Source organism: Pseudomonas sp. PL-6, from assembly GCF_054110165.1.
Window position 1 is genome coordinate 4,091,408 of the sequence record NZ_CM134189.1, and the last position, 24,495, is coordinate 4,115,902.

The 24,495-nt window shown below is 66.2% G+C and carries 25 protein-coding genes; 3 read left to right on the top strand and 22 right to left on the bottom strand.

What is annotated here, in order from left to right; translation table 11 throughout:
• Positions 1 to 19: 19 nt before the first annotated feature.
• Together guaB and ACW9UL_RS17680 are read right to left on the bottom strand one after the other, a co-directional pair.
• Complete coding sequence (guaB, locus tag ACW9UL_RS17675) at positions 20 to 1,489, bottom strand: IMP dehydrogenase (RefSeq protein WP_021444550.1); 1,470 nt, start codon at positions 1,487 to 1,489, stop codon at positions 20 to 22.
• A gap of 150 nt (positions 1,490 to 1,639) precedes the next feature.
• The gene (locus tag ACW9UL_RS17680; RefSeq protein WP_457787814.1) at positions 1,640 to 2,191 is read right to left on the bottom strand and encodes a sugar ABC transporter ATPase; all 552 of its coding nucleotides are present in this window, start codon (positions 2,189 to 2,191) and stop codon (positions 1,640 to 1,642) included.
• 95 nt (positions 2,192 to 2,286) lie between these two features.
• Between ACW9UL_RS17680 and xseA the strand changes: the two genes are divergently transcribed.
• Both xseA and ACW9UL_RS17690 read left to right on the top strand, forming a co-directional pair.
• A complete protein-coding gene (gene xseA, locus ACW9UL_RS17685) occupies positions 2,287 to 3,666 on the top strand; it encodes an exodeoxyribonuclease VII large subunit (RefSeq protein ID WP_397487981.1) in 1,380 nt (459 codons plus the stop codon).
• Positions 3,667 to 3,719: 53 nt separating this feature from the next.
• Positions 3,720 to 4,541, top strand: a complete 822-nt coding sequence (locus ACW9UL_RS17690; protein ID WP_457787815.1) for a M23 family metallopeptidase — start codon at positions 3,720 to 3,722, stop codon at positions 4,539 to 4,541.
• Positions 4,542 to 4,767: 226 nt separating this feature from the next.
• On the opposite strand, the gene ACW9UL_RS17695 is transcribed toward ACW9UL_RS17690, so the two are convergent.
• Positions 4,768 to 5,166 carry a DUF6491 family protein gene (locus ACW9UL_RS17695; protein ID WP_457787816.1) on the bottom strand — a complete coding sequence of 133 codons (399 nt, stop codon included), beginning with the start codon at positions 5,164 to 5,166 and terminating at the stop codon, positions 4,768 to 4,770.
• 386 nt (positions 5,167 to 5,552) lie between these two features.
• Here ACW9UL_RS17695 and leuA point away from each other — a divergent pair, with 386 nt between their 5' ends.
• Positions 5,553 to 7,223 (top strand): 2-isopropylmalate synthase, encoded by a 1,671-nt coding sequence (leuA, locus tag ACW9UL_RS17700; protein WP_457787817.1) that lies wholly within the window; start codon positions 5,553 to 5,555, stop codon positions 7,221 to 7,223.
• A 120-nt stretch (positions 7,224 to 7,343) separates the two neighbouring features.
• On the opposite strand, the gene ACW9UL_RS17705 is transcribed toward leuA, so the two are convergent.
• From ACW9UL_RS17705 to iscR, 19 genes are all read right to left on the bottom strand, one after another.
• The gene (locus ACW9UL_RS17705; RefSeq protein ID WP_457787818.1) at positions 7,344 to 8,126 is read right to left on the bottom strand and encodes an amidohydrolase; all 783 of its coding nucleotides are present in this window, start codon (positions 8,124 to 8,126) and stop codon (positions 7,344 to 7,346) included.
• 100 nt (positions 8,127 to 8,226) lie between these two features.
• A complete protein-coding gene (locus tag ACW9UL_RS17710) occupies positions 8,227 to 9,375 on the bottom strand; it encodes a pyridoxal phosphate-dependent aminotransferase (protein WP_457787819.1) in 1,149 nt (382 codons plus the stop codon).
• Between the two features lie 140 nt (positions 9,376 to 9,515).
• A complete protein-coding gene (gene der, locus ACW9UL_RS17715) occupies positions 9,516 to 10,991 on the bottom strand; it encodes a ribosome biogenesis GTPase Der (protein WP_457787820.1) in 1,476 nt (491 codons plus the stop codon).
• Positions 10,992 to 11,094: 103 nt separating this feature from the next.
• Entirely contained in the window at positions 11,095 to 12,246 is a 1,152-nt protein-coding gene (bamB, locus tag ACW9UL_RS17720; RefSeq protein ID WP_122108825.1) for an outer membrane protein assembly factor BamB, read from the bottom strand.
• Entirely contained in the window at positions 12,239 to 12,883 is a 645-nt protein-coding gene (locus ACW9UL_RS17725; RefSeq protein ID WP_178082559.1) for a tetratricopeptide repeat protein, read from the bottom strand. Before ACW9UL_RS17725 ends, bamB begins: the two co-directional genes overlap by 8 nt.
• 52 nt (positions 12,884 to 12,935) lie before the next feature.
• Positions 12,936 to 14,216, bottom strand: coding sequence for a histidine--tRNA ligase (hisS, locus tag ACW9UL_RS17730; RefSeq protein WP_457787821.1), 1,281 nt, complete (start codon positions 14,214 to 14,216; stop codon positions 12,936 to 12,938).
• Positions 14,217 to 14,236: 20 nt separating this feature from the next.
• Positions 14,237 to 15,349 (bottom strand): flavodoxin-dependent (E)-4-hydroxy-3-methylbut-2-enyl-diphosphate synthase, encoded by a 1,113-nt coding sequence (gene ispG, locus ACW9UL_RS17735; RefSeq protein WP_021441919.1) that lies wholly within the window; start codon positions 15,347 to 15,349, stop codon positions 14,237 to 14,239.
• Between the two features lie 2 nt (positions 15,350 to 15,351).
• Positions 15,352 to 16,407, bottom strand: coding sequence for a RodZ domain-containing protein (locus tag ACW9UL_RS17740; RefSeq protein WP_457787822.1), 1,056 nt, complete (start codon positions 16,405 to 16,407; stop codon positions 15,352 to 15,354).
• A complete protein-coding gene (pilW, locus tag ACW9UL_RS17745) occupies positions 16,404 to 17,165 on the bottom strand; it encodes a type IV pilus biogenesis/stability protein PilW (RefSeq protein ID WP_457787823.1) in 762 nt (253 codons plus the stop codon). Before pilW ends, ACW9UL_RS17740 begins: the two co-directional genes overlap by 4 nt.
• 13 nt (positions 17,166 to 17,178) lie before the next feature.
• Entirely contained in the window at positions 17,179 to 18,327 is a 1,149-nt protein-coding gene (gene rlmN / locus ACW9UL_RS17750; RefSeq protein WP_457787824.1) for a dual-specificity RNA methyltransferase RlmN, read from the bottom strand.
• A gap of 28 nt (positions 18,328 to 18,355) precedes the next feature.
• A complete protein-coding gene (ndk, locus tag ACW9UL_RS17755; RefSeq protein WP_017675177.1) occupies positions 18,356 to 18,787 on the bottom strand; it encodes a nucleoside-diphosphate kinase in 432 nt (143 codons plus the stop codon).
• A 100-nt stretch (positions 18,788 to 18,887) separates the two neighbouring features.
• Positions 18,888 to 19,088 carry a Fe-S cluster assembly protein IscX gene (iscX, locus tag ACW9UL_RS17760; protein WP_021442757.1) on the bottom strand — a complete coding sequence of 67 codons (201 nt, stop codon included), beginning with the start codon at positions 19,086 to 19,088 and terminating at the stop codon, positions 18,888 to 18,890.
• 13 nt (positions 19,089 to 19,101) lie between these two features.
• Positions 19,102 to 19,443, bottom strand: coding sequence for an ISC system 2Fe-2S type ferredoxin (gene fdx / locus ACW9UL_RS17765; RefSeq protein ID WP_122108831.1), 342 nt, complete (start codon positions 19,441 to 19,443; stop codon positions 19,102 to 19,104).
• A gap of 4 nt (positions 19,444 to 19,447) precedes the next feature.
• Complete coding sequence (gene hscA, locus ACW9UL_RS17770) at positions 19,448 to 21,313, bottom strand: Fe-S protein assembly chaperone HscA (protein WP_457787825.1); 1,866 nt, start codon at positions 21,311 to 21,313, stop codon at positions 19,448 to 19,450.
• A 45-nt stretch (positions 21,314 to 21,358) separates the two neighbouring features.
• Positions 21,359 to 21,880 (bottom strand): co-chaperone HscB, encoded by a 522-nt coding sequence (gene hscB, locus ACW9UL_RS17775; protein WP_457787826.1) that lies wholly within the window; start codon positions 21,878 to 21,880, stop codon positions 21,359 to 21,361.
• A gap of 9 nt (positions 21,881 to 21,889) precedes the next feature.
• Positions 21,890 to 22,213 carry an iron-sulfur cluster assembly protein IscA gene (gene iscA / locus ACW9UL_RS17780; RefSeq protein ID WP_021442761.1) on the bottom strand — a complete coding sequence of 108 codons (324 nt, stop codon included), beginning with the start codon at positions 22,211 to 22,213 and terminating at the stop codon, positions 21,890 to 21,892.
• Between the two features lie 14 nt (positions 22,214 to 22,227).
• Positions 22,228 to 22,614: a Fe-S cluster assembly scaffold IscU gene (gene iscU / locus ACW9UL_RS17785; protein ID WP_003246233.1), complete on the bottom strand. Its 387-nt coding sequence runs from the start codon at positions 22,612 to 22,614 to the stop codon at positions 22,228 to 22,230.
• Positions 22,615 to 22,657: 43 nt separating this feature from the next.
• On the bottom strand, positions 22,658 to 23,872 hold the full coding sequence (locus ACW9UL_RS17790; RefSeq protein ID WP_021442762.1) for an IscS subfamily cysteine desulfurase: 1,215 nt from the start codon (positions 23,870 to 23,872) through the stop codon (positions 22,658 to 22,660).
• Positions 23,873 to 23,902: 30 nt separating this feature from the next.
• Positions 23,903 to 24,397, bottom strand: coding sequence for a Fe-S cluster assembly transcriptional regulator IscR (gene iscR, locus ACW9UL_RS17795; RefSeq protein WP_021442763.1), 495 nt, complete (start codon positions 24,395 to 24,397; stop codon positions 23,903 to 23,905).
• Positions 24,398 to 24,495 lie beyond the last annotated feature (98 nt).

The window sequence follows — 24,495 nt, forward strand, 5'->3', positions numbered from 1 at the left end:
TTCATAGCATTGCGGCGAATCAACCGACCCGATAGTTCGGGGCTTCCTTGGTGATCTGCACGTCGTGCACGTGCGACTCGGCCATGCCGGCGCCGGTGATGCGCACGAACTCCGGCTTGGTGCGCATCTCTTCGATGGTGGCGCAGCCGGTGTAACCCATGGAGGCGCGCAGACCGCCCATCAGCTGATGGACGATGGCGGCCATGGCGCCCTTGTACGGCACGCGGCCTTCGATGCCTTCCGGCACCAGCTTCTCGGCACCGGCCGAGGAGTCCTGGAAGTAGCGATCCGAGGAGCCCTGCGCCTGCGCCATGGCGCCCAGCGAGCCCATGCCGCGGTAGGCCTTGTAGGAACGGCCCTGGAACAGTTCGACTTCGCCCGGGGCTTCTTCGGTACCGGCCAGCATGGAGCCGATCATCACCGCGGAAGCGCCGGCGACTATGGCCTTGGACAGGTCGCCGGAGAAGCGGATGCCGCCGTCGGCGATCAGCGGTACGCCGCTACCGGCCAGGGCGGCGGCGACGTTGGCCACGGCACTGATCTGCGGCACGCCGACGCCGGCGACGATACGGGTGGTGCAGATCGAGCCCGGACCGATGCCGACCTTGACGCCGTCGGCGCCGGCTTCGACCAGGGCCTTGGCGGCATCGCCGGTGGCGATATTGCCGCCGATCACCTGGACTTCCGGGAAGGTCTGCTTGACCCAGCGCACGCGGTCGATCACGCCCTTGGAGTGGCCGTGGGCGGTGTCGACGATGATCACGTCGACGCCGGCGTTGACCAGCGCGGCGACGCGGTCGCCGGTATCGGCCCCGGTGCCGACGGCGGCGCCGACGCGCAGGCGACCCTGGTCGTCCTTGCTCGCCAGCGGGTAGGCCTTGGCCTTCTCGATGTCCTTGACGGTCATCATGCCCTTGAGGGTGAAGGCGTCGTCGACGATCAGCACCTTCTCGATGCGGTGCTTGTGCAGCAGCTCGCGCACGGTTTCCTTGGCGGCGCCTTCCTTGACGGTGACCAGACGCTCTTTCGGCGTCATCACCTCGCGCACCAGGGCGTCCAGGCGGTTCTCGAAGCGCACGTCGCGGGAGGTGACGATGCCCACCAGGTCACCGTTGGAGAGCACCGGCACGCCGGAGATGTTGTTCTGCCGGGTCAGCTCGAACAGGTCGCGCACGGTGGCGTCGGCCTCGATGGTGATCGGGTCCTTGACCACGCCGGCCTCGAACTTCTTGACCTTGCGCACCTCGGCGGCCTGCTGCTCGATGGTCATGTTCTTGTGGATGATGCCGATGCCGCCTTCCTGGGCCATGGCGATGGCCAGGCGCGCCTCGGTGACGGTGTCCATGGCGGCGGACAGCAGCGGGATATTCAGTTCGATGCCGCGGGTCAGGCGGGTCTTCAGGCTGACGTCCTTGGGCAACACCTCGGAATAACCGGGGATGAGCAGGACGTCGTCGAAAGTGAGTGCTTCTTGGCTGATGCGCAGCATGGCGGGCTCCCGGGCGGGAAAATAAGAAGCGCGGCATTATACCCAGCCACCCCCGCCCGCTCAATGCAAAGTGTGGCAGGTGCGGCCAGAAAACGGCCGACCGGTCAGTGGGCAGACGCCCTGCCCTATCCGACCTCGGCCAATCCGCCCTCAGCAGTCGACCCGCACCAGGCGCACGGCGAAGCCGATGCGCTCGGCCAGTTCGTCGAGAAAGTCCTGGCGAAAGCCGGCATCCGCCCAGTTGTTGAACACCAGGCCCAGGTCGGAGAAGCCGCAGGGCTGCAGGAACAGGAAGCCGTTGATATCGTCCTCAAAGCCGCATTCGGGGCAGGCGAAGTTGTCGGTCTCCCCCGGCCACCAGCGTTCCAGGCTGTCGAACAGCGGCGGGCCGATCTCCTGGCGGCACTCGGGGCAGCCGGCTTCTTCGCGAAAGCCCTGGGTCGGGGTGTAGATGCAGCGCTTGGTCACCAGTTCCAGGCCGTTGATTGGCCGGCCGAACGGCAGCAGCTCTGGGCGCTCGACCACCCGCCGTGCACCCGCGGCGATGGCGAAGGCCATGCGATTGCCGCTGCGCCCGCAGGTGCTGACATGCGCCTGGACGATCTCGCGCTGCGCCAGCCAGCGCAGCAGGCGCGCGGCCAACGCCTCGTTGCCCGGCAGGCTGGAGATCTGCGGCACGATGATGGCCTGGTTCTCGCCCATGGCGTGCTCCATACGAAGAAAAGTCGCGCAGCTTAGCGGTAGTGGTGTAGCGGTCAACTATGGCCGCGACGCCAAAGCCTTTATCATGCCGCCCCATGATCAACGATCCCTTTGCCCGCCTGAACCTCGACCGCGAGGTGCTCAGCGTCAGCCAACTGAACAACCGCGCCCGCCTGCTGCTGGAAGACGTGTTCGCCAGCATCTGGGTCGAGGGGGAAATCTCCAACCTGGCGCGGCCGGCCTCCGGGCATATCTACTTCACCCTCAAAGATAGCCAGGCCCAGGTGCGCTGCGCGCTGTTCCGGCAGAACGCCGCGCGGGTACGCCAGGCGCTGCGCGATGGTCTGGCGGTGAAGGTACGCGGCAAGGTCTCGCTGTTCGAGGGCCGCGGCGACTACCAGCTGATTCTCGATGCGGTCGAGCCGGCCGGCGACGGCGCCCTGCGCCTGGCCTTCGAAGCGCTCAAGGAAAAGCTGTCCGCCGAAGGGCTGTTCGCCACCGAGCGCAAGCTCGCCCTGCCCGCCCATCCCAAGCGTATCGGCATCGTCACCTCGCCCACCGGCGCGGTGATCCGCGACATCATCAGCGTGTTCCGCCGCCGCGCGCCGCAGGTGCAGCTGAACCTGATTCCCACCGCGGTGCAGGGCCGTGAGGCCACCGCGCAGATCGTCCGCGCCCTGCAGCTGGCCGACGCGCAGGGCTTCGACGCACTGATCCTGGCCCGCGGCGGCGGCTCGCTGGAGGACCTGTGGTGCTTCAACGAGGAAGCCGTGGCCCGCGCCGTGGCCGCCTGCGTGACGCCCATCGTCAGCGCCGTGGGCCACGAGACCGACGTGTCCATCGCCGACTTCGTCGCCGACGTGCGCGCGCCGACGCCGTCGGCCGCCGCCGAGCTGCTGGCCCCCGACAGCAGCGAGCTGGTGCAGCGTCTGCACAACCTGCAGCGCCGCCTGGTGCTGCACATGCAGGGGCGCCTGGCCCGCGAACGGCTGCGCCTGGAGGGCGTGAGCCGGCGTCTGCGTCATCCCGGCGAGCGTCTGCGCCAGCAGGCCCAGCGCCTGGACGATCTGGATATGCGCCTGCGCCGCGCCTTCAACCAACAGCTCATCAACCAGCGCGAACGCCTGGCGCGCCTCGACGCCCGTCTCGCCGCCCAGCATCCGGGGCGCAACCTGGCCCTGCTGCGCCAGCGCCTGGATGGCCTGGCCGCGCGCCTGCCGCGCGCCATGCAGGGCCAGCTGCGCAGCCAGCGCCAGCAACTGGGCGCGCTGGCTGCGCAACTGCAGATCGTCAGCCCGCTGGCCACCCTCGGCCGCGGCTACAGCATCCTCCTCGACGAACGCGGCCAGGCCGTGCGCCGTGCCGCCCAGACCCGCCCGGGGCAACGCCTCAAGGCCCGCCTGGGCGAGGGCGAACTGGATGTGCGGGTCGAGGATAACCATATTCAACCGGCGACGCTGTCGCTGCTCGATTGACCTTTTGCCGGGTGGATAAGCGACGCGCGCCGATCCACCCCAGGGATAGCCGCATGCGCCTGATCGCGTTCCTTCTGTGCACCGCCTTCGCCCTGCCCGCTCAGGCCGAAGGCTTTATCACCCGCCTGCTGAACAAGCCGGTGCCCGGCGGCGTCGCCGTGCTCGATCTCGGCGACGCCGCCAGCGCGCCAAAGGTGCGCTACCAGGACAAGCCGGTGCTGACCATCCGCGAGGACGGCCAGCGCTGGATCGCCATAGTCGGCATCCCGCTGACGGTCAAACCCGGCGCCCAGCAGCTGGCAGTCGATGGCCGGCCACACAGCTTCCAGGTCGGCGCCAAGCACTATCGCGAACAGCGCATCAACATCAAGAACCAACAGCAGGTCAGCCCCAACGCCGAGAATCTCAAACGCATCGAGCGCGAACTGGCCGAGCAGACCCGCGCCTACCAGCGCTTCAGCGCGCGCCAGCCGAGCAACCTGCTGTTCGACCGGCCGGTCAACGGCCCGTTGTCCAGCCCCTTCGGCCTGCGCCGCTTCTTCAACGGCGAGGAGCGCAACCCGCACTCGGGCCTGGATTTCGCCGCCAATCGCGGCACGTCGATCAAGGCGCCGGCGGCCGGCGAGGTGATCCTGATCGGCGACTACTTCTTCAACGGCAAGACGGTGTTCCTCGACCACGGCCAGGGTCTGATCAGCATGTTCTGCCACCTGTCGGAGGTCGACGTGAAGCTCGGCGAGGAGATCGCCCGCGGCGGCCATATCGGCAAGGTCGGCGCCACCGGCCGCGCCACCGGGCCGCACCTGCACTGGAACGTCAGCCTCAACGACGCACGGGTCGACCCGGCGATCTTTATCGGCGCCTTCACCCCCTGATCGGCGCGAGCAGGCCGTTGAAAAACGTAGGCGAGGCAGGCAAGACAAGGCAAAAACGGCCGACACGCAGCGTAGCGCAGTAACAGCCGTAGGCTGGCCCCGAAGGGGTGAGCGCAGCGAATCAAAAGCGGAGTTTACGAGCTGTAAATGAGCATTTTGACTGGGCTCGCACGCGAGGCCGTTTTTAACGCTGGATTGCCAACGCAGGTAGTTTTTCAACAGCCTGCTAATGCCGGGCGATCCGCTCCAGGGCATGAATCTCGTCGATCAGGCAGGGCTCGGCAAAGCCGCCCTGGTCATGCACCAGGATGTGATCCAGCGGAGTCAGCATGCCGAGGGTGGTGCGGTAGCTGAGCAGGCTGGAGAAGTTCAGGTTGTTGCAGGGCCGGGTGAAACTCACCAGGTAGGCCCGCCCCGGGCCGCGGCCGAACAGCAGGTGCTGCTTGTCCAGGTACTGCCAGCCGTCGAGGTCGTGGCGCAACACGCTGCGCAGCGACTCGCCCTGGCGATAGCCGAGCTGCTGCAGGCGTTCGTCCAGCGGCAGCGCTTCCGGCGCCGGCCGCTGCGTACAGGCGCCGAGCGCCAGGGCAAGGGACAAGGCGATGAGTGCGCTGAATCTGACCATGACATGCCTCCTCCCGGCCGAGCCGCCGGATTCTCGCGGGGCCGTCGCGTTCGGCGCAACCAAGCCCCAGGCCAGTTACCAGACTACGCCTGATGGGGCCGCCGCGCAGCCTCGGCCTGCCGGACATCGCGCCAGGCAATACCTCACGCGATAACGCCAGATATTGGCAATAAAATCTCGCCATCCAATTCCATACGCAACGAAACGGCGTTTTTTACAGCCAGCTTGCCATCTTTACCCTCGCGCATTAGGGTTGGCCTCATGAACGACGCCCATACCCTCATTCTCCAGCGACAGCACGCCTGCCTGCGTCTGGTCAGCCCGCGACTGCGTGGCTGAATCCGCTCGCCGCCCCCCCCTTTCGCTGCCGCTCCAAGGATTTCGCCATGACCATGCTCAAAGACCCGTCGCAGAAGTACCGTCCCTTCACCCAGATCCAGTTGCCCGACCGCACCTGGCCGGACAGGATCATCGACCGCGCGCCGATCTGGCTGTCCACCGACCTGCGCGACGGCAACCAGTCGCTGATCGAGCCGATGGATGCCGAGAAGAAGATGCGCTTCTTCAAGTGCCTGGTGGGCGTGGGCCTGAAGGAAATCGAAGTGGGCTTCCCCTCCGCCTCGCAGACCGACTTCGACTTCGTGCGGGAACTCATTGAGGGCGGCCATATTCCCGACGACGTCACCATCCAGGTGCTGACCCAGGCGCGCGACGACCTTATCGAACGCACCTTCGAGTCGCTCAAGGGCGCCAAGCGCGCCATCGTCCACTACTACAACGCCTGCGCGCCGAGCTTCCGCAAGATCGTCTTCAACCAGGACAAGGCCGGGGTCAAGGCCATCGCCGTGGCCGCCGGCCAGACCATCAAGCGCCTGGCTGCCGCGCAGCCGGAGACGCAGTGGGGCTTCGAGTATTCGCCCGAGGTGTTCAGCTCGACCGAGACCGATTTCGCCGTCGAGGTATGCAACGCGGTGATCGCGGTGTTCCAGCCGACCCCGGCCAGCAAGCTGATCCTCAACCTGCCGGCCACCGTCGAGTGCGCCACGCCGAACAACTACGCCGACCAGATCGAATGGTTCGGCCGCCATATCGACCGCCGCGACAGCGTGCTGATCAGCGTGCACACCCACAATGACCGCGGCACCGGCGTCGCGGCCTCGGAGCTGGCGGTGATGGCCGGCGCCGACCGCGTCGAGGGCTGCCTGTTCGGCAACGGCGAGCGCACCGGCAACGTCTGCCTGGTGACCCTGGCGCTGAACCTCTACACCCAGGGCGTCGACCCGCAGCTGGACTTCTCCGACATCGACGCGGTGCGCAAGGTGGTCGAGGACTGCAACCAGATTCCGGTGCACCCGCGCCACCCCTACGCCGGCGACCTGGTGCACACCGCCTTCTCCGGCTCGCACCAGGACGCGATCCGCAAGGGCTTCGCCCAGCAGCAGGCCGATGCGGTGTGGGAAGTGCCCTACCTGCCGATCGACCCGGCCGATATCGGCCGCGACTACGAGGCGGTGATCCGGGTCAACAGCCAGTCCGGCAAGGGCGGCATCGCCTTCCTGCTCGAACAGGAATACGGCATCAACCTGCCGCGGCGCATGCAGATCGAGTTCAGCCAGGTGGTGCAGCGCGAAACCGATCGCCTCGGCCTGGAAATGACCGCGGCGCAGATCTACCAGCTGCTGGAGTCCGAGTACCTGCAAGCCAGCGCGCCCTACGCCCTGAAAGGCCACCGTCTGCAGGAAGAGAACGGCACCAGCGCGGTCGACGTGGAAGTGCTCAGCGCCGGCGAAAGCCAGCACTGGCGCGGCATCGGCAAGGGCCCGCTGGAGGCCCTGGTGGCCGGCCTGCCGGTGGCCGTGGAGATCATGGACTACAGCGAGCACGCCATCGGCGCCGGCACCAATGCCAAGGCCGCGGCCTATATCGAGCTGCGCGTCAATGGCGGCCGCGCCCTGCACGGCATCGGCATCGACGAGAACCTGACCACGGCCAGCTTCCGCGCCCTGTTCAGCGCGCTGAACCGCGCCCTGAGCCAGGCCGAGGCGCAGGCGGCCTGATCGAGCCAGAAGCAAGACGAACAACGCCGGGCACTGCCCGGCGTTTTTTCTTACCAGTAGTCCAGATGCAATCCGGGGCGGCACTGGACGTCATCACACTGCTCCCGGATTGCATCCGGGCTACTTGAGTTCGAAATCGTCGGCATCCAGATGGGCCGGGAAGCGTTCGCGGTAGGCGGCCAGTTCGCCGGCACTGAGGGTCACGCGACACACCCCGTCGCCGGCCTCGGCCGCCAGCAGCGGCTCGCCCTGAAAATCCAGCACCTGCGAGTCGCCGGCATAGGCATGGCCCTTGCCATCCTCGCCGATGCGGTTGACCGCCGCGACGTAGCACAGGTTCTCGATGGCCCGCGCCGGCAGCAGGCGGTTCCAGTGCAGGCGCCGCGCCGCCGGCCAGTTGGCGGTGTAGAGCAGCAGGTCGGTGCCGCCGGCATCGCGGCTCCACACCGGAAAGCGCAGGTCGTAACAGATCAGCGGACGCACCCGCCAGCCCTTGAGCTCCAGCAGCACCTGCTCGGTGCCGGCGGCGTAATGCTTGTGTTCGCCGGCCATGCGGAACAGGTGGCGCTTGTCGTAGTGCGCCAGCGAACCGTCCGGGCGTGCCCAGAGCAGGCGGTTGCGGTAGCTGCCGTCGGCGGCCTGGATGATCAGGCTGCCGCAGATCGTCGCGCCGAGGGCACGCGCCTGTTCGCGCAGCCAGCTGGTGGTCGGGCCATCCTCGGGTTCGGCCAGGGCGGCGGACTCCATGGAAAAGCCGGTGGAGAACATCTCCGGCAGTATCACCAGGTCGGCGCCGCGCGCCTGCGCCAGCAGCGCCTGGAAGTGCGCGCGGTTGGCGGCCGGGTCGTGCCAGGCCAGGCGGGTCTGGACCAGCGCCAGTGCGAGATCGGGTTTGTCGTTCATCTCAAGGCCTCGATAGCCGTGGGGGCGGATGCCCCGAAGGCTTGTCCGCCATTGCAATTGCCAGGTGGACCAGGCTTGGCCATGCCCACCCTATGCCCGCCTAGACCGCGCAGAGCTTTTCCGCGGCCTGGCGCAGGGTGTCCTCGCGCTTGGCGAAGCAGAAGCGCACCAGACGCAGGTCCGCCGGCGGGCTCTGGTAGAACACCGATACCGGAATCGCCGCCACGCCGTGCTCGCGGGTCAGCCATTCGGCCATGGCCACGTCGTCAAGCTCGGGGCGAATCGCCGAGTAGTCGACCAGCTGGAAATAGGTGCCGGGGGCGCGGCGGAAGCTGAAGCGCGAACCGGCCAGCAGGTCGCAGAACAGGTCGCGCTTGGCCTGGTAGAAGGCCGGCAACTGCTCGACATGCTCGGGGCAGGCGGCCATAAAGTCGGCCAGCGCGTGCTGCAGCGGGGTCACCCCGCAGAAGTTCACGTACTGGTGGATCTTGCGCAGTTCGGCGGTGAGCGCCGGCGGCGCCACCACGTAGCCGGTCTTCCAGCCGGTGACGTGGTAGGTCTTGCCGAAGGAGCTGACCACGAAGGCGCGCGCGTACAGTTCTTCATGGGCCAGCACGCTGGCATGGCGCACGCCGTCGTAGATCAGGTGCTCGTAGACCTCGTCGCTGACGATATGGATGTCGCGGCCGCGGATCAGTGCGGCCAGGCGGTCCAGGTCGGCGCGGGTGAGCAGCGCGCCGCTGGGATTGTGCGGCGAGTTGAGGAAGATCAGCCGGGTGCGCGGGGTGATGGCATCGGCCAGGCGCTGCCAGTCCACGGCGAAGTCCGGTAGCGCCAGCGGCACGTGCACGCAGCGCCCGCCGGCCAGCTCCACCGAGGGCTCGTAGCTGTCGTAACAGGGGTCGAGGACGATGGCCTCGTCGCCCGGATGGATCAGCGCCTGCACCGCGCAGAAGATCGCCTCGGTGGCGCCGGGGGTGATGGTGATCTCGCTGTCGGCATCGCGCTGCACGCCGTAGCTGCGGGCGATCTTGGCCGCCACCTGCTGACGCAGCGCCGGCAGGCCGGTCATCGGGCAGTACTGGTTGCGCCCCTCCAGCACATGGCGCGCCACCGCCTCGCGCAGCGCCTGCGGGCCGTCGAAGTCGGGAAAGCCCTGGGACAGGTTGAGCGCGCCGACGTCCGCGGCGAGCTGGGACATGCGGGTGAAGATGGTGGTGCCGACGTTGGGCAGTTTGCTGACGAGCATCGCGACTTCCTGCGGGGGCTTGAGCAAGCCGCGAGGATAGCCGATGCCCGCTGCCAAGGGCAGCAGCAGGGCTTATGAAAAGCGGGAAGAAGCTTATGCCCTGCCCGCCGCCAAGGCGGCGGCGGGCAGGGCGGCGGCGCTTACTTGCGCTTGTCCTTGCGCTTCTTCTCGGCCTTCTTGTGGTGGCTCATCAGGCGGCGCTTCTTGTTCACCTGACGGTCGGTGAGGGTGTTCTTGTTGCCCTCGTAGGGGTTTTCGCCGCCCTTGTACTCGATGCGGATCGGCGTGCCGACCAGCTTGAGCACGCGGCGGTAGGTGTTCTCTAGGTAACGGGTATAGGCGCGCGGCACCGCGTCGACCTGGTTGCCGTGGATCACGATCAGCGGCGGGTTGGCGCCGCCGAGGTGGGCATAGCGCAGCTTGATGCGGCGGCCGTTGACCAGGGGCGGCGCATGGTCGCTGACGGCATCCTCGAGAATCTGCGTCAGGCGGCTGGTCGGCCAGCGGGCGATGGCCGACTGGAACGAGGCCTGCACCGACTTGTACAGGTGGCCGACGCCGGTGCCGTGCAGCGCCGAGATGAAGTGGATATCGGCGAAGTCGACGAAGAACAGCCGGCGCTCCAGCTCGGTCTTGACGTAATCCTTCTGCCCCTGGTCCATGCCGTCCCACTTGTTCAGGGCGATGACCAGCGCGCGGCCGCTTTCCAGGACGAAGCCGAGCAGGTTGAGGTCGTGGTCGACCACCCCTTCGCGGGCGTCCATGACGAACACCACCACGTTGGAGTCCTGAATCGCCTGCAGCGTCTTGACCACCGAGAACTTTTCCACCGCCTCGAAGATCTTGCCGCGGCGGCGCACGCCGGCGGTGTCGATCAGGGTGTACTTCTCGTCGTCGCGCTCGAAGGGGATATAGATGCTGTCGCGCGTGGTGCCGGCCTGGTCGTAGACGATGACCCGCTCTTCGCCGAGCATGCGGTTGACCAGGGTCGACTTGCCGACGTTGGGCCGGCCGATGATGGCCAGCTTGATGCCGTCCTTCTCGCTCGGCCCGGGAATGCGCTTGGCCTCCTGGCCTTGCTGCACCTCTTCCTCTTCGTTGCCCTCTTCCGGCTCGCCGGCATCCTTGGGGAAGGCGCCGAGCACGGCTTCGAGCATCTGGGTGATGCCGCGACCATGGGCGCTGGCGATCGCCAGCGGCTCGCCCAGGCCCATGGGGCTGAACTCGGCGCGGGCCAGGTCGACGTCGAGGTTGTCGACCTTGTTCACCACCAGGAAGCTCTGCTTGTTACGCCGGCGCAGGTGCTCGCCGATCATCTGGTCGGAGGCGGTCATGCCGGCGCGCGCGTCCACCAGGAACAGCACGGCATCGGCCTCTTCGATGGCCTGCAGCGACTGTTCGGCCATCTTCGCGTCGATGCCTTCCTCGTCACCGGAGATACCGCCGGTGTCGATCACGATATAGGTGCGCCCCTGCCACTTCGCCTCGCCGTACTGGCGGTCGCGGGTCAGACCGGAGAGGTCGCCGACTATGGCGTCGCGGCTGCGGGTCAGGCGGTTGAAGAGCGTGGACTTGCCGACATTGGGCCGGCCCACCAGGGCTATTACGGGAACCATCAGGCTCTCCACTAGGTTATTTCATAAAATGCAAAGGCCGCTGCACGGGCAGCGGCCGGAATGTTTCAGGCTGCCGCCAGGATCACCTGGCAGCATAGCCGGTTCACTTGATGGTCAGCGCCACCAGCTTGCCGCCGTTACCGAAGGCATACAGCCAGTCGCCCACCACCAGCGGACGGGCGCGCAGGCCGGCGCTGTCGATGCGCTCGCGACCGACGAAGCGGCCGTCCACCTGGCTCAGCAGGTGCAGGTAGCCTTCCAGGTCGCCGACCGCGACGTAGCTGGAGAACACCTCGGGCGCCGACAGCTGGCGACGGGCCAGGGCGTCGTTGCTCCACAGCGCCGAGGCGCTGCGCTCGTCGATGCCTTCCACGGTGCCGTTGGCCAGGCTGACGTAGACGTTGCCGAAGCCCTGCGCCACGTTCACCGAACTGGACGCCTCGCGCTGCCAGAGTATGCGGCCGCTCTCCAGGTCGAGTGCGGCGACGCGGCCCTGGTAGCTCACGGCATAGACGGTGCCGCCGGACTGCAGCAGGCCGCCGTCGATATCCACCACTCGCTCCAGCTCGGAACGGCCCTGGGGAATGGCCACGCGCTGCTCCCACACCGGCAGGCCACGCTGGGCATCCACCGCGATCACCTTACCGCTGGACAGACCGGCCACCACCAGGCGGTTGGTCACCAGCGGGCTGCCGGTGCCGCGCAGGGTCAGCACCGCCGGGGTATTCTCGAAGATCCAGCGCTGGCTGCCGGTATCGGCGTCGAAGGCGATCAGGCGGTCGTCCTGGGTCTGCACCACGACCACGTCGCCGTTGCTCGCCGGGGCGGCCAGCACTTCGCTGGTCACCCGCGAACGCCACTGCTCCTCGCCGGAGCTGGCGTCCAGGGCTATCACCTCGCCCTTCAGCGTGCCCAGCAGCACCTGGCCGTAGCCGGCGCCGACCGCGCCGGATACCGGAATGTCCAGTTTCTTGCGCCAGATCACCTTGCCGCTCATGCGGTCCAGGGCCATCACCAGGCCTTCGACGTCGGCAGCGTAGATCACCTCGCCGTCGATGGCCGGCACCAGCATGTTGAAGGTCTCGCCCTGGCCTTCGCCAATGGAGCGGCTCCACTCGGTGCGCAGTTCGACTTCCTCGTCGAACTTGGTCAGTTCGGCCGGCGGCAGTTCCTTCTTGCTATTGCTGCTGCAACCCACGGCCAGTACGGCCAGGGCCAGCAGTGCGGCATTCTTCCAACGCATCACGTCACGCATCCCCTTTTGCCAGGTCGTCCAGCTTCATCTGCAGGCCACCGACGGCGGCGTCCTCGGCCAGGGCCGCCTTGGCCTTCTGGTAAGCGGCATGCGCCTCGTCGGTACGCCCCAGCTGCACCAGCAGGTCGCCCCTGAGCTCTTCGCGGCTGGCCAGGAAGGCCGTATCGGCTTCGCCGGCGAGCAGCGCCAGGGCCTCCTCGGCCTTGTCCTGAGCGGCCAGCACGCGGGCCAGGCGCTGCCGCGCCAGTTCGCCCAGAGTGGCATCGGCCGGCTTGTCGAGCACGCCCTGCAGCGCCGCCGCGGCGTCGTCCAGCTTGCCCGCCTCGACCGCCACCTTGGCGACGAACAGGCTGCCGTACTGCGCGTAGTGGCTGCCGGCATATTCGTTGTTGAGCTTACCGGCCAGCTCGGCGACCTTCGCCGCGTCGGGCTCGCCAGCCGGGTTCAGCGCGGTCTCCAGCAGTTGCTGGTAGATCAGCGAGGCGCCCTGCGCCTGGTTGCTCTGGTACTTCTGCCAGCCCTGCCAGCCGAACACCACCACCAGGGCCAGCACGCCGCCGGTCAGCAAGGGTTTGCCGTTGCGCTGCCACCAGTCCTTGATGACCGCCAGCTCTTCTTCATCGGTACGCGAAACCACCCCAATACTCCTATCGCTCGACCCCATGACAGGTCGTTGAGAAAACTACCTGTTAAATACGGGCTGCCAGGTGTTCGGCCAGGGCCGCCCAGGCAATGTTCTGTTGTTCGCTGTCGTCGCGCAGCGGCTTGCAACCTACCACTTGCCGGGCCAGTTCGTCTTCACCCATGACCAGGGCGTACAACGCGCCGCTCTTGTCGGCCTTCTTCAACTGGCTCTTGAAGCTGCCGCCGCCGGCGTTGAGCTGCAGACGCAGCCCCGGCAATTGATCGCGCAGGCGCTCGGCCAGGGCCAGGGCGGCCAGTTCGGCCGGCTCGCCGAAGGCGCACAGGTACAGGTCGACCTGGCGGGCAATCTCCGCCGGCACCTGGTCCAGGGTCTCGATCAGCAGCACCAGACGCTCGATGCCCATGGCGAAGCCCACGCCCGGCGTCGGCTTGCCGCCCATCTGCTCGACCAGGCCGTCGTAGCGGCCGCCGGCGCAGACGGTGCCCTGGGCGCCGAGCTTGTCGGTGACCCACTCGAACACGGTCTTGCTGTAGTAGTCGAGGCCGCGCACCAGCTTGGGATTGATCACGTAGGGAATGCCGGCGGCGTCGAGACGGGCCTTCAGCCCCTCGAAATGCACGCGCGATTCCTCGTCCAGGTAGTCCGCCAGCTTCGGTGCGTCGACCAGCAGGGCCTGGGTCTCGGCCACCTTGGAATCGAGGATGCGCAGCGGATTGCTGGCCAGACGGCGGCGGCTGTCCTCGTCGAGCCGCTCGGCGCGTGCCGAAAGGTAGTCGACCAGGGCGTCGCGGTAACGTGCGCGCGCCTCGCTGGTGCCCAGGCTGTTGAGTTCCAGGGTCACCGCGTCGCGGATGCCGAGCAGGCCCCACAGGCGCCAGGTGAGCACGATCAGCTCGGCATCGATGTCCGGGCCGTCGATATTGAAGACCTCCACGCCGATCTGGTGGAACTGCCGGTAGCGCCCCTTCTGCGGGCGCTCGTGGCGAAACATCGGGCCGATGTACCAGAGCTTCTGGGTCTGTCCACCGCCAGCCAGGCCATGCTCGAGCACGGCGCGCACACAGGCCGCGGTACCTTCCGGACGCAGGGTCAGGGAGTCGCCATTGCGATCCTCGAAGGTGTACATCTCCTTCTCGACGATATCGGTGACCTCACCGATGGAGCGCTTGAACAGCTCGGTGAACTCGACGATGGGCATGCGGATCTGGCGGTAGCCGTAGCCGTCCAGCAGGCTCGCCACGCGGCCTTCTAAGTAGCGCCAGAGCGGGGTCTGCTCGGGCAGGATGTCGTTCATGCCACGAATGGCTTGCAGGGTCTTGCTCACAGGAAGTCCTTAACGCCGCGTCAGCCGCGGACGATCACGGCCGCATCGGCGGCGGCCTTCTCGGCCGCCTTGTCGCGAATGAGCCGTTCCAGCTCATCCACCAGATTGTCATTGGTCAGTTTCGAGGCAGGCTTGCCGTCGATATAGACCAGGTTGTTCGGCGTGCCGCCGGTCAGGCCGATATGCGCCTCCTTGGCTTCGCCGGGGCCGTTGACCACGCAGCCGATCACCGCCACGTCCAGCGGCACCAGCAGGTCCTCGACGCGGCTTTCCAGCTCGTTCATGGTCTTGACCACATCGAAGTTCTGCCGCGAGCAGCTCGGGCAGGCGATGAAGTTGATCCCACGCGAACGCAGGCGCAGCGACTTGAGGATGTCGAATCCGACCTTGATCTCCTCCACCGGATCGGCGGCCAGGGAGATGCGGATGGTGTCACCGATGCCCTCGGCCAGCAGCATGCCCAGGCCCACGGCCGACTTCACCGTGCCGGAGCGCAGACCGCCGGCCTCGGTTATGCCCAGGTGCAGCGGCTGCTCGATCTGCTGGGCCAACAAGCGATAGGCGGCGACGGCCATGAACACGTCGCTGGCCTTCACGCTGACCTTGAAGTCGGGGAAGTTCAGCCGATCCAGGTGCTCGACATGGCGCAGTGCGGATTCCACCAGCGCCTCGGGGGTGGGTTCGCCGTATTTCTTTTGCAGGTCCTTTTCCAGCGAGCCGGCGTTGACCCCGATGCGGATCGGGATGCCCTTGTCGCGGGCAGCCTCGACCACCGCCCGGACCCGATCCTCGCGGCCGATATTGCCCGGATTGATGCGCAGGCAGTCGACGCCCAGCTCGGCCACCCGCAGGGCGATCTGGTAGTCGAAGTGGATGTCGGCAACCAGCGGTACGCGCACTTGCTGCTTGATCTTGCCGAAGGCCTCGGCGGCGTCCATGTCCGGCACCGAGACGCGCACGATGTCGGCGCCGGCGTCTTCCAGGCGACGGATCTGCGCCACGGTGGCGGCCACGTCGTTGGTGTCGGTGTTGGTCATGCTCTGCACCGCGATCGGCGCATCGCCGCCCACCGGTACCGAGCCGACCCAGATCTTGCGCGACAGTCGGCGCTTGATCGGCGATTCGCAATGCATGCTTACAACCCCAGCTTCAGGCGCGCGGTCTCGCCCGTGATGAAGGGCGAAACGTCGACCGCCTCGCCGTTGTAACTGACCTGGGCGCCACGGGCGAAGCCCAGGCGCAGCTCCATGGGCGCCTTGCCGGTCAACTCGATACGCTCGCCGCTGCGCTTGAGCGCGCTGACCAGCACCTTGCCGTCGGCATCGGTGACCTGGGTCCAGCAATCGGCGCTGAACTGCACGCTGAGCGCGCCCTGCCCGGCGGCCAGCGCAACCGGCGCGACCGGCTCCGCAGCAGCCGGCGCCGGGGCGACCGGAGCAACCGGAGCAACCGGAGCAACCGGAGCAACGCTAGCAGGGCTGCTCGGCTCGCTGGGCGCAGGTTCTGGCGCAGGCACGGACTGGCTCGGCACCGGCACGGCAGCGCTGGACTCGCTCGCGGCGGGCTCGGCGGCCGCCTGCTCGGCAGCGCTGTCGGCCGCGCCGTCCACGGCTTCGCTCGGCTCGACCGGCAACAGCAGCGGGCTGGTCGGCTCGCCGCCCTGGGCGGCCACCACCGCCTGGTCTTCCGGCTCGGCCAGCGAGTGCACCTGGGTGGTGCCATCGGCGCCGTCCACTTCCACCTGTTCGAGCCCCAGGCCGGCCAGGTCCGGCGCAGGACGCCCCTGCTCCTGCCACCAGAGGAAACCGGCGCCGATCAGGGCCAGCAGCAGCAGGAAACTGACCAGACGCAGAATGCTTTGCGAGTAGCGCGCCGGCTCCTCGATGCGCCCGAGGCTGTGCACGCTGCTGCCACTGGCATCGGTGCCGGTGAACTGGTCGAACTCCAGCACCAGGCGGTTCTGGTCCAGCTCCAGCAACTTGGCATAGGCGCGGATATAACCGCGGGCGAAGGTGGTGCCCGGCAGCTTGTCGAAGGCGCCCGCCTCGAGCTGACTAAGACGTTGTGGCGTCAGGTTGAGCTGCCCCGCCACTTCGGCGACGCTCCAGCCCTTGATCTCGCGGGCCTGACGCAGGCTCTCGCCCGGATTGTTCGGCATCGGCTGGGTGACTTCGCTATGCGCCGCTTTCATTGTTGCCCCGAAACGTATTGCTGATATTCCTGAGACGCCGGATACAACCGGCGCAGTTGCAGGCCCAGGCTGGCGGCCGTGTCGCGATCCTCGAAGACCTCCGCCAGACGCGCACCGAGCAATAGGCTGCGGGCGTTCTGTTCCGCGAGTGTGCTGAAACTCTCATAGTAATCACGCGCCGGCACGTACTCGCGTGCATCATAAAAAAGCAGGGCCATTTCCAGCAGCACCCGAGGTTGCTGACTATTCAAACGCAGGGAGCGTTCGAAATACTTCTTGGCCTCCTCGCGTTGCCCCAATGCCAGGAAAGTCATACCTATATTCTCGAAAACACGCGAACGTTCCGAGTAGAGCGGGTCCTCGGAAGCTTGCTGATAACGGGTCAGTGCCTCGTCGTAGCGCTTTTGCTCATAGAGGAAGGTACCGTAGTTGTTCAGCAGGCGGGCATCTTGCGGACGTTGCGACAGCGCCTTACGAAAATGCTCGTCGGCGAGCTTGCTTTCCATCTCCACCTGAAAGACCAAAGCAAGAGCCGCATGCGCATCGGCATTTGACGGATCAAGTTCCAAGGCACTGCGCAGAGGACGCTTAGCCCGCTCAGTTTGCCCTTTCTGCATATAACCGATCCCCAGACGCACATAAGCATCGCGTGCCTCGTCGCGCCCCTTCGCCGTACGCATGGGGTCGACATCCCCCGTGGTCACACAACCGCCAAGCAGACTGGCAACTAGCAATAACAGCGCAGGGCGCAGGGTCATGGGCATCCTCTCTTCAGCTTCGATTGGCGGCGGGGCGAGACTCTTGCGCCTCGCTGCCCAGTTGGCGCACGGCAATATAGCGCTCGCTGCGACGGGTACGGTCCATGACCTGGCCAACCAGCTGGCCACAGGCGGCGTCGATATCGTCGCCGCGCGTGGTGCGCACGGTGACGTTGTGCCCGGCCTTGTGCAACAGGTCCTGGAAACGGCGGATGGCGTTGTTGCTCGGCCGCTCGTAACCCGAGAAGGGGAAGGGATTAAACGGAATCAGGTTGATCTTGCAAGGCACATCGGCCAGAAGTGCGACCATCTGCTCAGCGTGCTCGGGCTGATCGTTGACGCCCTTGAGCAGGGTGTACTCGATGGTCAGTACGCGTTTCTCACCAAGCTTGGCGACGTAACGCTTGCACGCCGCCAGCAACACGTCCAGCGGGTACTTCTTGTTGATCGGCACCAGCTGGTTGCGCAGCTCGTCGTTGGGCGCGTGCAGCGACAGGGCCAGGGACACGTCGATCACCTCGGCCAGCTTGTCGATCATCGGCACCACGCCCGAGGTGGACAGGGTCACCTTGCGCTTGGAAATGCCATAACCCAGATCGTCCATCATGATCTGCATGGCAGAGACGACGTTGTCGAAGTTCAGCAGCGGCTCGCCCATGCCCATCATCACCACGTTGGTGATGGCACGGTCGATCTTCGCCGGCACGCTGCCGAAAGACTTGTTGGCGATCCACACCTGGCCGATGATCTCGGCGCTGGTCAGGTCGCTGTTGAAACCCTGTTTGCCGGTGGAGCAGAAGCTGCAATCCAGGGCGCAACCGGCCTGCGACGACACGCACAGGGTGCCGCGGCCGTTCTGCGGGATGTACACGGTTTCCACGCAGCTGCCCGACGCCACGCGCACCACCCACTTGCGCGTGCCATCGGCAGAAATGTTTTCGCTGACCACTTCCGGGCCGCGAATCTCGGCAGAGGCCTCGAGCTTCTCGCGCAAGGCCTTGCCGACATTGCTCATGGCGGCGAAATCATCGACGCCAAAGTGGTGAATCCACTTCATTACCTGGCCGGCACGAAAGCGCTTCTCGCCGATGGACTCGAAGAACTGTTCCATTTCCGGCTGGGTCAGGCCCAGCAGGTTGATCTTGCCGGTGGTATTGGTCATGGCTTCACCCTCGCATCTTTCGCCGTGATCAGCGAATGCGCGCGCACAGCTCGGTGGCGGAGAAGAAGTAGGCGATCTCGCGCGCAGCCGAAGCCTCGGAGTCGGAGCCGTGTACGGCGTTCTCGTCGATGGACACGGCGAAATCGGCGCGGATGGTGCCGGCAGCGGCTTCCTTCGGGTTGGTGGCGCCCATCAGCTCGCGGTTCTTGGCAACGGCGTTCTCGCCCTCCAGCACCTGCACGATGACCGGACCGGAGGTCATGAAAGCAACCAGATCCTTGAAGAAGCCGCGCTCGCTGTGCTCGGCGTAGAAGCCAGCGGCCTCGCGCTCGGACAGCTGCACCATCTTCGACGCGACGACGCGCAGGCCGGCCTTTTCGAAACGGGTGGTGATTTCACCGATGACGTTCTTGGCGACGGCGTCAGGCTTGATGATGGAGAAAGTACGTTGAACGGCCATGTGAAGCTCCAGAAACTTAGGGTTAAAGCGAAAAATTAAACCCGCGAATTATACGCGGGTTCCGGTTAAAAGCGTAGGCCGGGCGCCATGAGCGCCTGTTTCAGTCGAGTTCTTCGATCCAGGCCGCCTGAATGGCTTCGAGCACCTTCTCGCCGCCGCGCTGCGGGTCGTCGGCGAAATCCGGCAACTCCAGCACCCAGCGGTGCAGATCGACGAAATTCACGTAGCGCGGGTCGACATCCGCCTTGCGTTCACTGAGCTGGATGGCGATTTCCAGCACATCGGTCCACTTCAGACTCATGCTGTTTTCCTGATCAATGCGGCGCTTCGGCCGCGTGATTGAGCGAATACTTGGGAATCTCGATGGTGAGGTCTTCCTCGCCGACTCGCGCCTGACAGGCCAGACGCGACTGCGCCTCCAGCCCCCAGGCCTTGTCCAGGTAATCCTCTTCCAGCTCGTCGGCCTCGTTCAGCGAATCGAAGCCCTCGCGCACGATGCAATGGCAGGTGGTGCAGGCACACACGCCGCCGCAGGCGCTCTCCATCTCGATATGGTGCTGGTGCGCCAACTCCAGGATGGAAACGCCGGGCTCCGCCTCGACCACCATGCCTTCCGGGCAGAACCGCTCGTGGGGCAGAAAAATGACCTGCGGCATCAGTTTAGTCCTCGATCTCGTTCAGATTGCGCCCGGCCAGCGCGGCTTTTACCGTCGAATCCAGGCGCCGAGCGGCGAAGGCGTCGGTCACCTGCGACAGACGCTTGCTCTGCCGCTCGATGGCCGGGCCGTCATTGCTGGCGAGCAGCTCGCGCAGCTCATGCACCTGCAATTCGATGACCTCACGCTCCTCGGCATCGAGCAAACGCTCGCCATCGGCCTGCAGCGCCGCCTCGACCGCCTCGATCAGGCGCTGGGCGTCGACCTGCAGCTCGCGCAGGGCACGGGCGGCCTTGTCGTCGCCGGCGTTCTGGAAGGAGTCCTGCAGCATGCGCGCGATCTCGCCATCGGTCAGGCCGTAGGACGGTTTGACCTGAATGCTCGCCTCCACCCCGGAACCCAGCTCGCGGGCGGCGACGCTGAGCAGACCGTCGGCATCGACCTGGAAGGTCACGCGGATCTTCGCCGCGCCGGCGACCATCGGCGGGATGCCGCGCAGCTCGAAGCGCGCCAGGGAGCGGCAGTCGGCGATCAGTTCGCGCTCGCCCTGCAGCACGTGGATCATCATGGCCGTCTGGCCATCCTTGTAGGTGGTGAAGTCCTGCGCGCGCGCCACCGGAATGGTGGTGTTGCGCGGAATCAGCTTCTCCATCAGCCCGCCCATGGTTTCCAGGCCGAGCGACAGCGGGATCACGTCGAGCAGCAGCAGCTCTTCGCCGTCGCCGCGATGATTGCCGGCCAATGTATCGGCCTGGATCGCGGCACCGATGGCCACCACCTGATCCGGATCGATATTGGTCAACGGCGTGCGACCGAACAGCTCGCCGACCGCTTCGCGTACCCTGGGCACCCGGGTGGAGCCGCCGACCATGACCACCGCACTGACCTCCTCCAGCTCGACGCCGGAGTCGCGCACGGCGCGGCGGCAGGCCTTGAGGCTGCGTGCCAGCATCGGCTCGATCAGCGCCTCGAACTGCGCGCGCGACAGCGTGCCGCTCCAGTCGCCATGGGCCAGCTCGACGCTGTCGGCGGCGGTCAGCCCTTCCTTGGCCGCGCAGGCGGTTTGCAGCAGGCTGCGCTGGGTCGCCGGATCGAGGTCGCTGGACAGGCCGGCCTGGCCGATGATCCAGTCCGCCACGGCGTGATCGAAATCGTCGCCGCCCAGGGCGCTGTCGCCGCCGGTGGCCAGCACCTCGAACACGCCGCCGGTCAGGCGCAGGATGGAAATGTCGAAGGTACCGCCACCCAGGTCGTAGATCGCCACCACGCCCTCGGCCTTCTGATCCAGGCCGTAGGCCACGGCGGCGGCGGTCGGCTCGTTGAGCAGGCGCAATACGTTGAGGCCGGCCAGGCGCGCGGCGTCCTTGGTGGCCTGACGCTGGGCATCGTCGAAATAGGCCGGCACGGTGATCACCGCCCCGACCAGCTCGCCGTCCAGGGCCTGCTCGGCGCGCAGGCGCAGCGTCTTGAGGATTTCCGCGGAGACTTCGACGGGGCTCTTGGCGCCCTGCACCGTCTCGATAAAGGGCATATGCGACTCGCCGACCGCGAAGCGATAAGGCATCTGCTCGCCGAGCTGATGCACATCGGCGATCCCGCGGCCCATCAGGCGCTTGACCGACAGCACGGTATTGAGCGGGTCGCGGGCGGCCGCCAGCTTGGCCGACTCGCCAACCTCGACGCTGCCTTCGTGATAACGCACGGCCGACGGCAGGATGACCTTGCCCGCGGCATCGGCGATGGGCTCGGCCAGGCCGCTGCGCACGGCGGCGACCAGAGAATTGGTGGTGCCCAGGTCGATACCCACCGCCAGCCGACGCTGATGGGGTTGCGGGCTCTGCCCTGGCTCGGCGATCTGCAATAAGGCCATGGTCTTCTTGAAATCATCAGGCAGGCTGCCGGGGCAACCCACGGGTTAATCGTCGAGGCGCTCTTCTAACTGGCGCACTTCATGGGAGAGCTTGTCGAGGAACTGCATGCGGCGCATCAGGCGCTCGGCCTCCTCGCGCCGGGCGTCATCGTCCCAGCAGGCGGCGAAGCTGTCGTTGAGTTGCTCCTGCGCGCCCTTGAGGCGGCGCTTGAAGGCGGCCACGCCAGCCAGGTCGGCGTCGTCCTGCAGCTCCTCCAGCTCCTCGCGCAGCTGCATCTGCTGCAGGAGGAAGTCCGGATCCTGCACCGTCACCTCCAGCGGCAGCTCGGGGCCACTCAGGGCCAGCAGGTAGCGCGCACGCCGCGACGGCGTCTTCAGCACCTGGTAGGCCTCGTTGAGGCTGGCCGAGCGCTCCAGCGCCAGGCGCTGCTCGCGCTCGCCGGCGTCGGCGAAACGATCCGGGTGAACCTGGCGCGCCAGCTCGCGATAGCGCGCGGCCAATTGCTCGAGATCGAGACGAAAACTCGGCTGCAGCTCGAACAGGGCGAAATGACAAGGAGTACCCACGCGATAGCCTCAGACGTTGAAGCTCTCGCCGCAGCCGCATTCGCCGCGCACGTTGGGGTTATTGAACTTGAAGCCCTCGTTGAGGCCTTCCTTGACGAAATCCAGCTCGGTGCCGTCGAGGTACACCAGGCTCTTGGGGTCGATGATCACCTTGACGCCGTGACTCTCGAACACCTGGTCCTCGGCCGCCAGTTCGTCGACGAACTCGAGCACGTAGGCCAGACCCGAACAACCGGTGGTGCGCACACCGAGGCGAATGCCCTCGCCCTTGCCGCGCCCATCGAGGGAACGCTGCACGTGGCGAGCCGCCGCTTCAGACATGGTGATGGCCATTGCAAACCTCGTCTTTAGAGCAAGCCTTTCTTCTGCTTGTAATCGCGCACGGCCGCCTTGATGGCGTCCTCGGCGAGCACCGAGCAGTGGATCTTCACCGGCGGCAACGCCAGTTCCTCGGCCAGCTGGGTGTTCTTGATGCTCTCGGCCTCGTCCAGGGTCTTGCCCTTCATCCACTCGGTGGCGAGGGAGCTGGAGGCGATGGCCGAACCGCAGCCATAGGTCTTGAACTTGGCGTCTTCGATCACGCCGCTCTCGTTGACCTTGATCTGCAGGCGCATCACGTCGCCGCAGGCCGGCGCACCGACCATGCCGGTGCCGACGTCCGGATCTTCGGCATTCAGTTTGCCGACGTTGCGCGGGTTCTCGTAGTGGTCGATGACCTTGTCACTGTAAGCCATGGTGCTATTCCTCTCTCATCAGGTGCCGCTCTTCGGGCAGCTATCAGTGTGCTGCCCATTCCACGGAGGAAAGGTCGACACCTTCTTTGAACATATCCCACAGGGGCGACAGTTCGCGCAGCTTGTCCACCGCCTCGCGCACCTTGGCGGCGGCGTAGTCGACTTCCTCTTCGGTGGTGAAGCGGCCGAAGGTGAAGCGGATCGAGCTGTGCGCCAGTTCGTCGTTGCGGCCCAGGGCGCGCAGCACGTAGGACGGCTCCAGGGAAGCCGAGGTGCAGGCGGAACCGGACGACACGGCGAGGTCCTTGAGCGCCATGATCAGCGACTCGCCCTCGACGTAGTTGAAACTCAGGTTGAGGTTGTGCGGCACGCGCTGGGTCAGGCTGCCGTTGACGTACAGCTCTTCCATGCCTTCGAGCTGGCGGTAGAAACGATCGCGCAGAGCTTTGACGCGCTGGTTTTCCGCAGCCATTTCTTCCTTGGCGATACGGAAGGCCTCGCCCATGCCAACGCACTGGTGGGTGGCCAGGGTGCCGGAGCGCATGCCGCGCTCGTGGCCGCCGCCGTGGGTCTGGGCCTCCAGGCGCACGCGCGGCTTGCGCCGTACGTAGAGGGCGCCGACGCCTTTCGGGCCGTAGGTCTTGTGCGCGGAGAAGGACATCAGATCGACCTTGAGCTTGTCCAGGTCGATCTCCACCTTGCCGGTGGACTGCGCCGCATCGACATGCAGCAGCACGCCGCGCGAGCGGGTCAACTCGCCGATGGCGGCGATGTCGTTGATGGTGCCGATCTCGTTGTTGACGTGCATCACCGACACCAGCGTGGTGTCGTCGCGCAGCGCGGCTTCGACCATGGCCGGGGTGATCAGGCCGTCTTCGCCAGGCTCCAGGTAGGTAACCTCGAAACCTTCGCGCTCGAGCTGGCGGGTGGTGTCCAGCACCGCCTTGTGCTCGATCTTCGAGGTGACGATGTGCTTGCCCTTGCTGGCGTAGAAGTGCGCCACGCCCTTGATGGCGAGGTTGTCGGACTCGGTCGCGCCGCTGGTCCAGACGATCTCGCGCGGGTCGGCATTGACCAGCTCGGCGACCTGGCGGCGGGCGTTTTCCACCGCCTCTTCGGCCTTCCAGCCGAACACGTGGGAACGCGAAGCCGGGTTGCCGAAGTTACCATCGACCAGCAGGCACTCGCTCATCTTCTGCGCCACACGCGGATCGACCGGGGTGGTAGCGGAGTAATCGAGGTAAATCGGCAATTTCATCAGGCTTCTCCTATCAGGCAAACGCCCTGCTCATTCGACGGCGGACGCTTCAATCTTGTCCAGGTGTGGCACGGCCCTGCCAGTACAGCGGCGCTGATCCTGGCGCAGCGCGACTTCCTGCACCTCGCGACGCGCGACCAGATCGGCCAGGCTGATGCCGCTGAGGAACTCGTGAATCTGCTGACTGAGGTCGCACCACAGATGATGGGTCAGGCAGGTGTCGCCGGCATGGCAATCGCCCTGCCCCTGGCAACGGGTGGCATCCACCGACTCGTTGACCGCATCGATCACCTGGGCCACCTGGATGCCGCGCATATCGCGCGACAGCTGGTAGCCACCGCCCGGCCCGCGCACGCTGGACACCAGATTGCCGCGCCGCAGCTTGGCGAACAGTTGCTCCAGGTAGGACAGGGAGATACCTTGCCGCTCGGAAATATCGGCCAGGGATACGGGACCGTGCTGCGCGTGCAACGCCAGATCGAGCATGGCGGTAACGGCGTAACGGCCTTTGGTGGTCAGTCGCATGGCTCTACCACGAATCACTGAATTGCGGCGAAGTATGCGATTCCCGAGTATTTAAGTCAACTATAAGACCTATTGATTTACTCGGGATTGAGCACAAA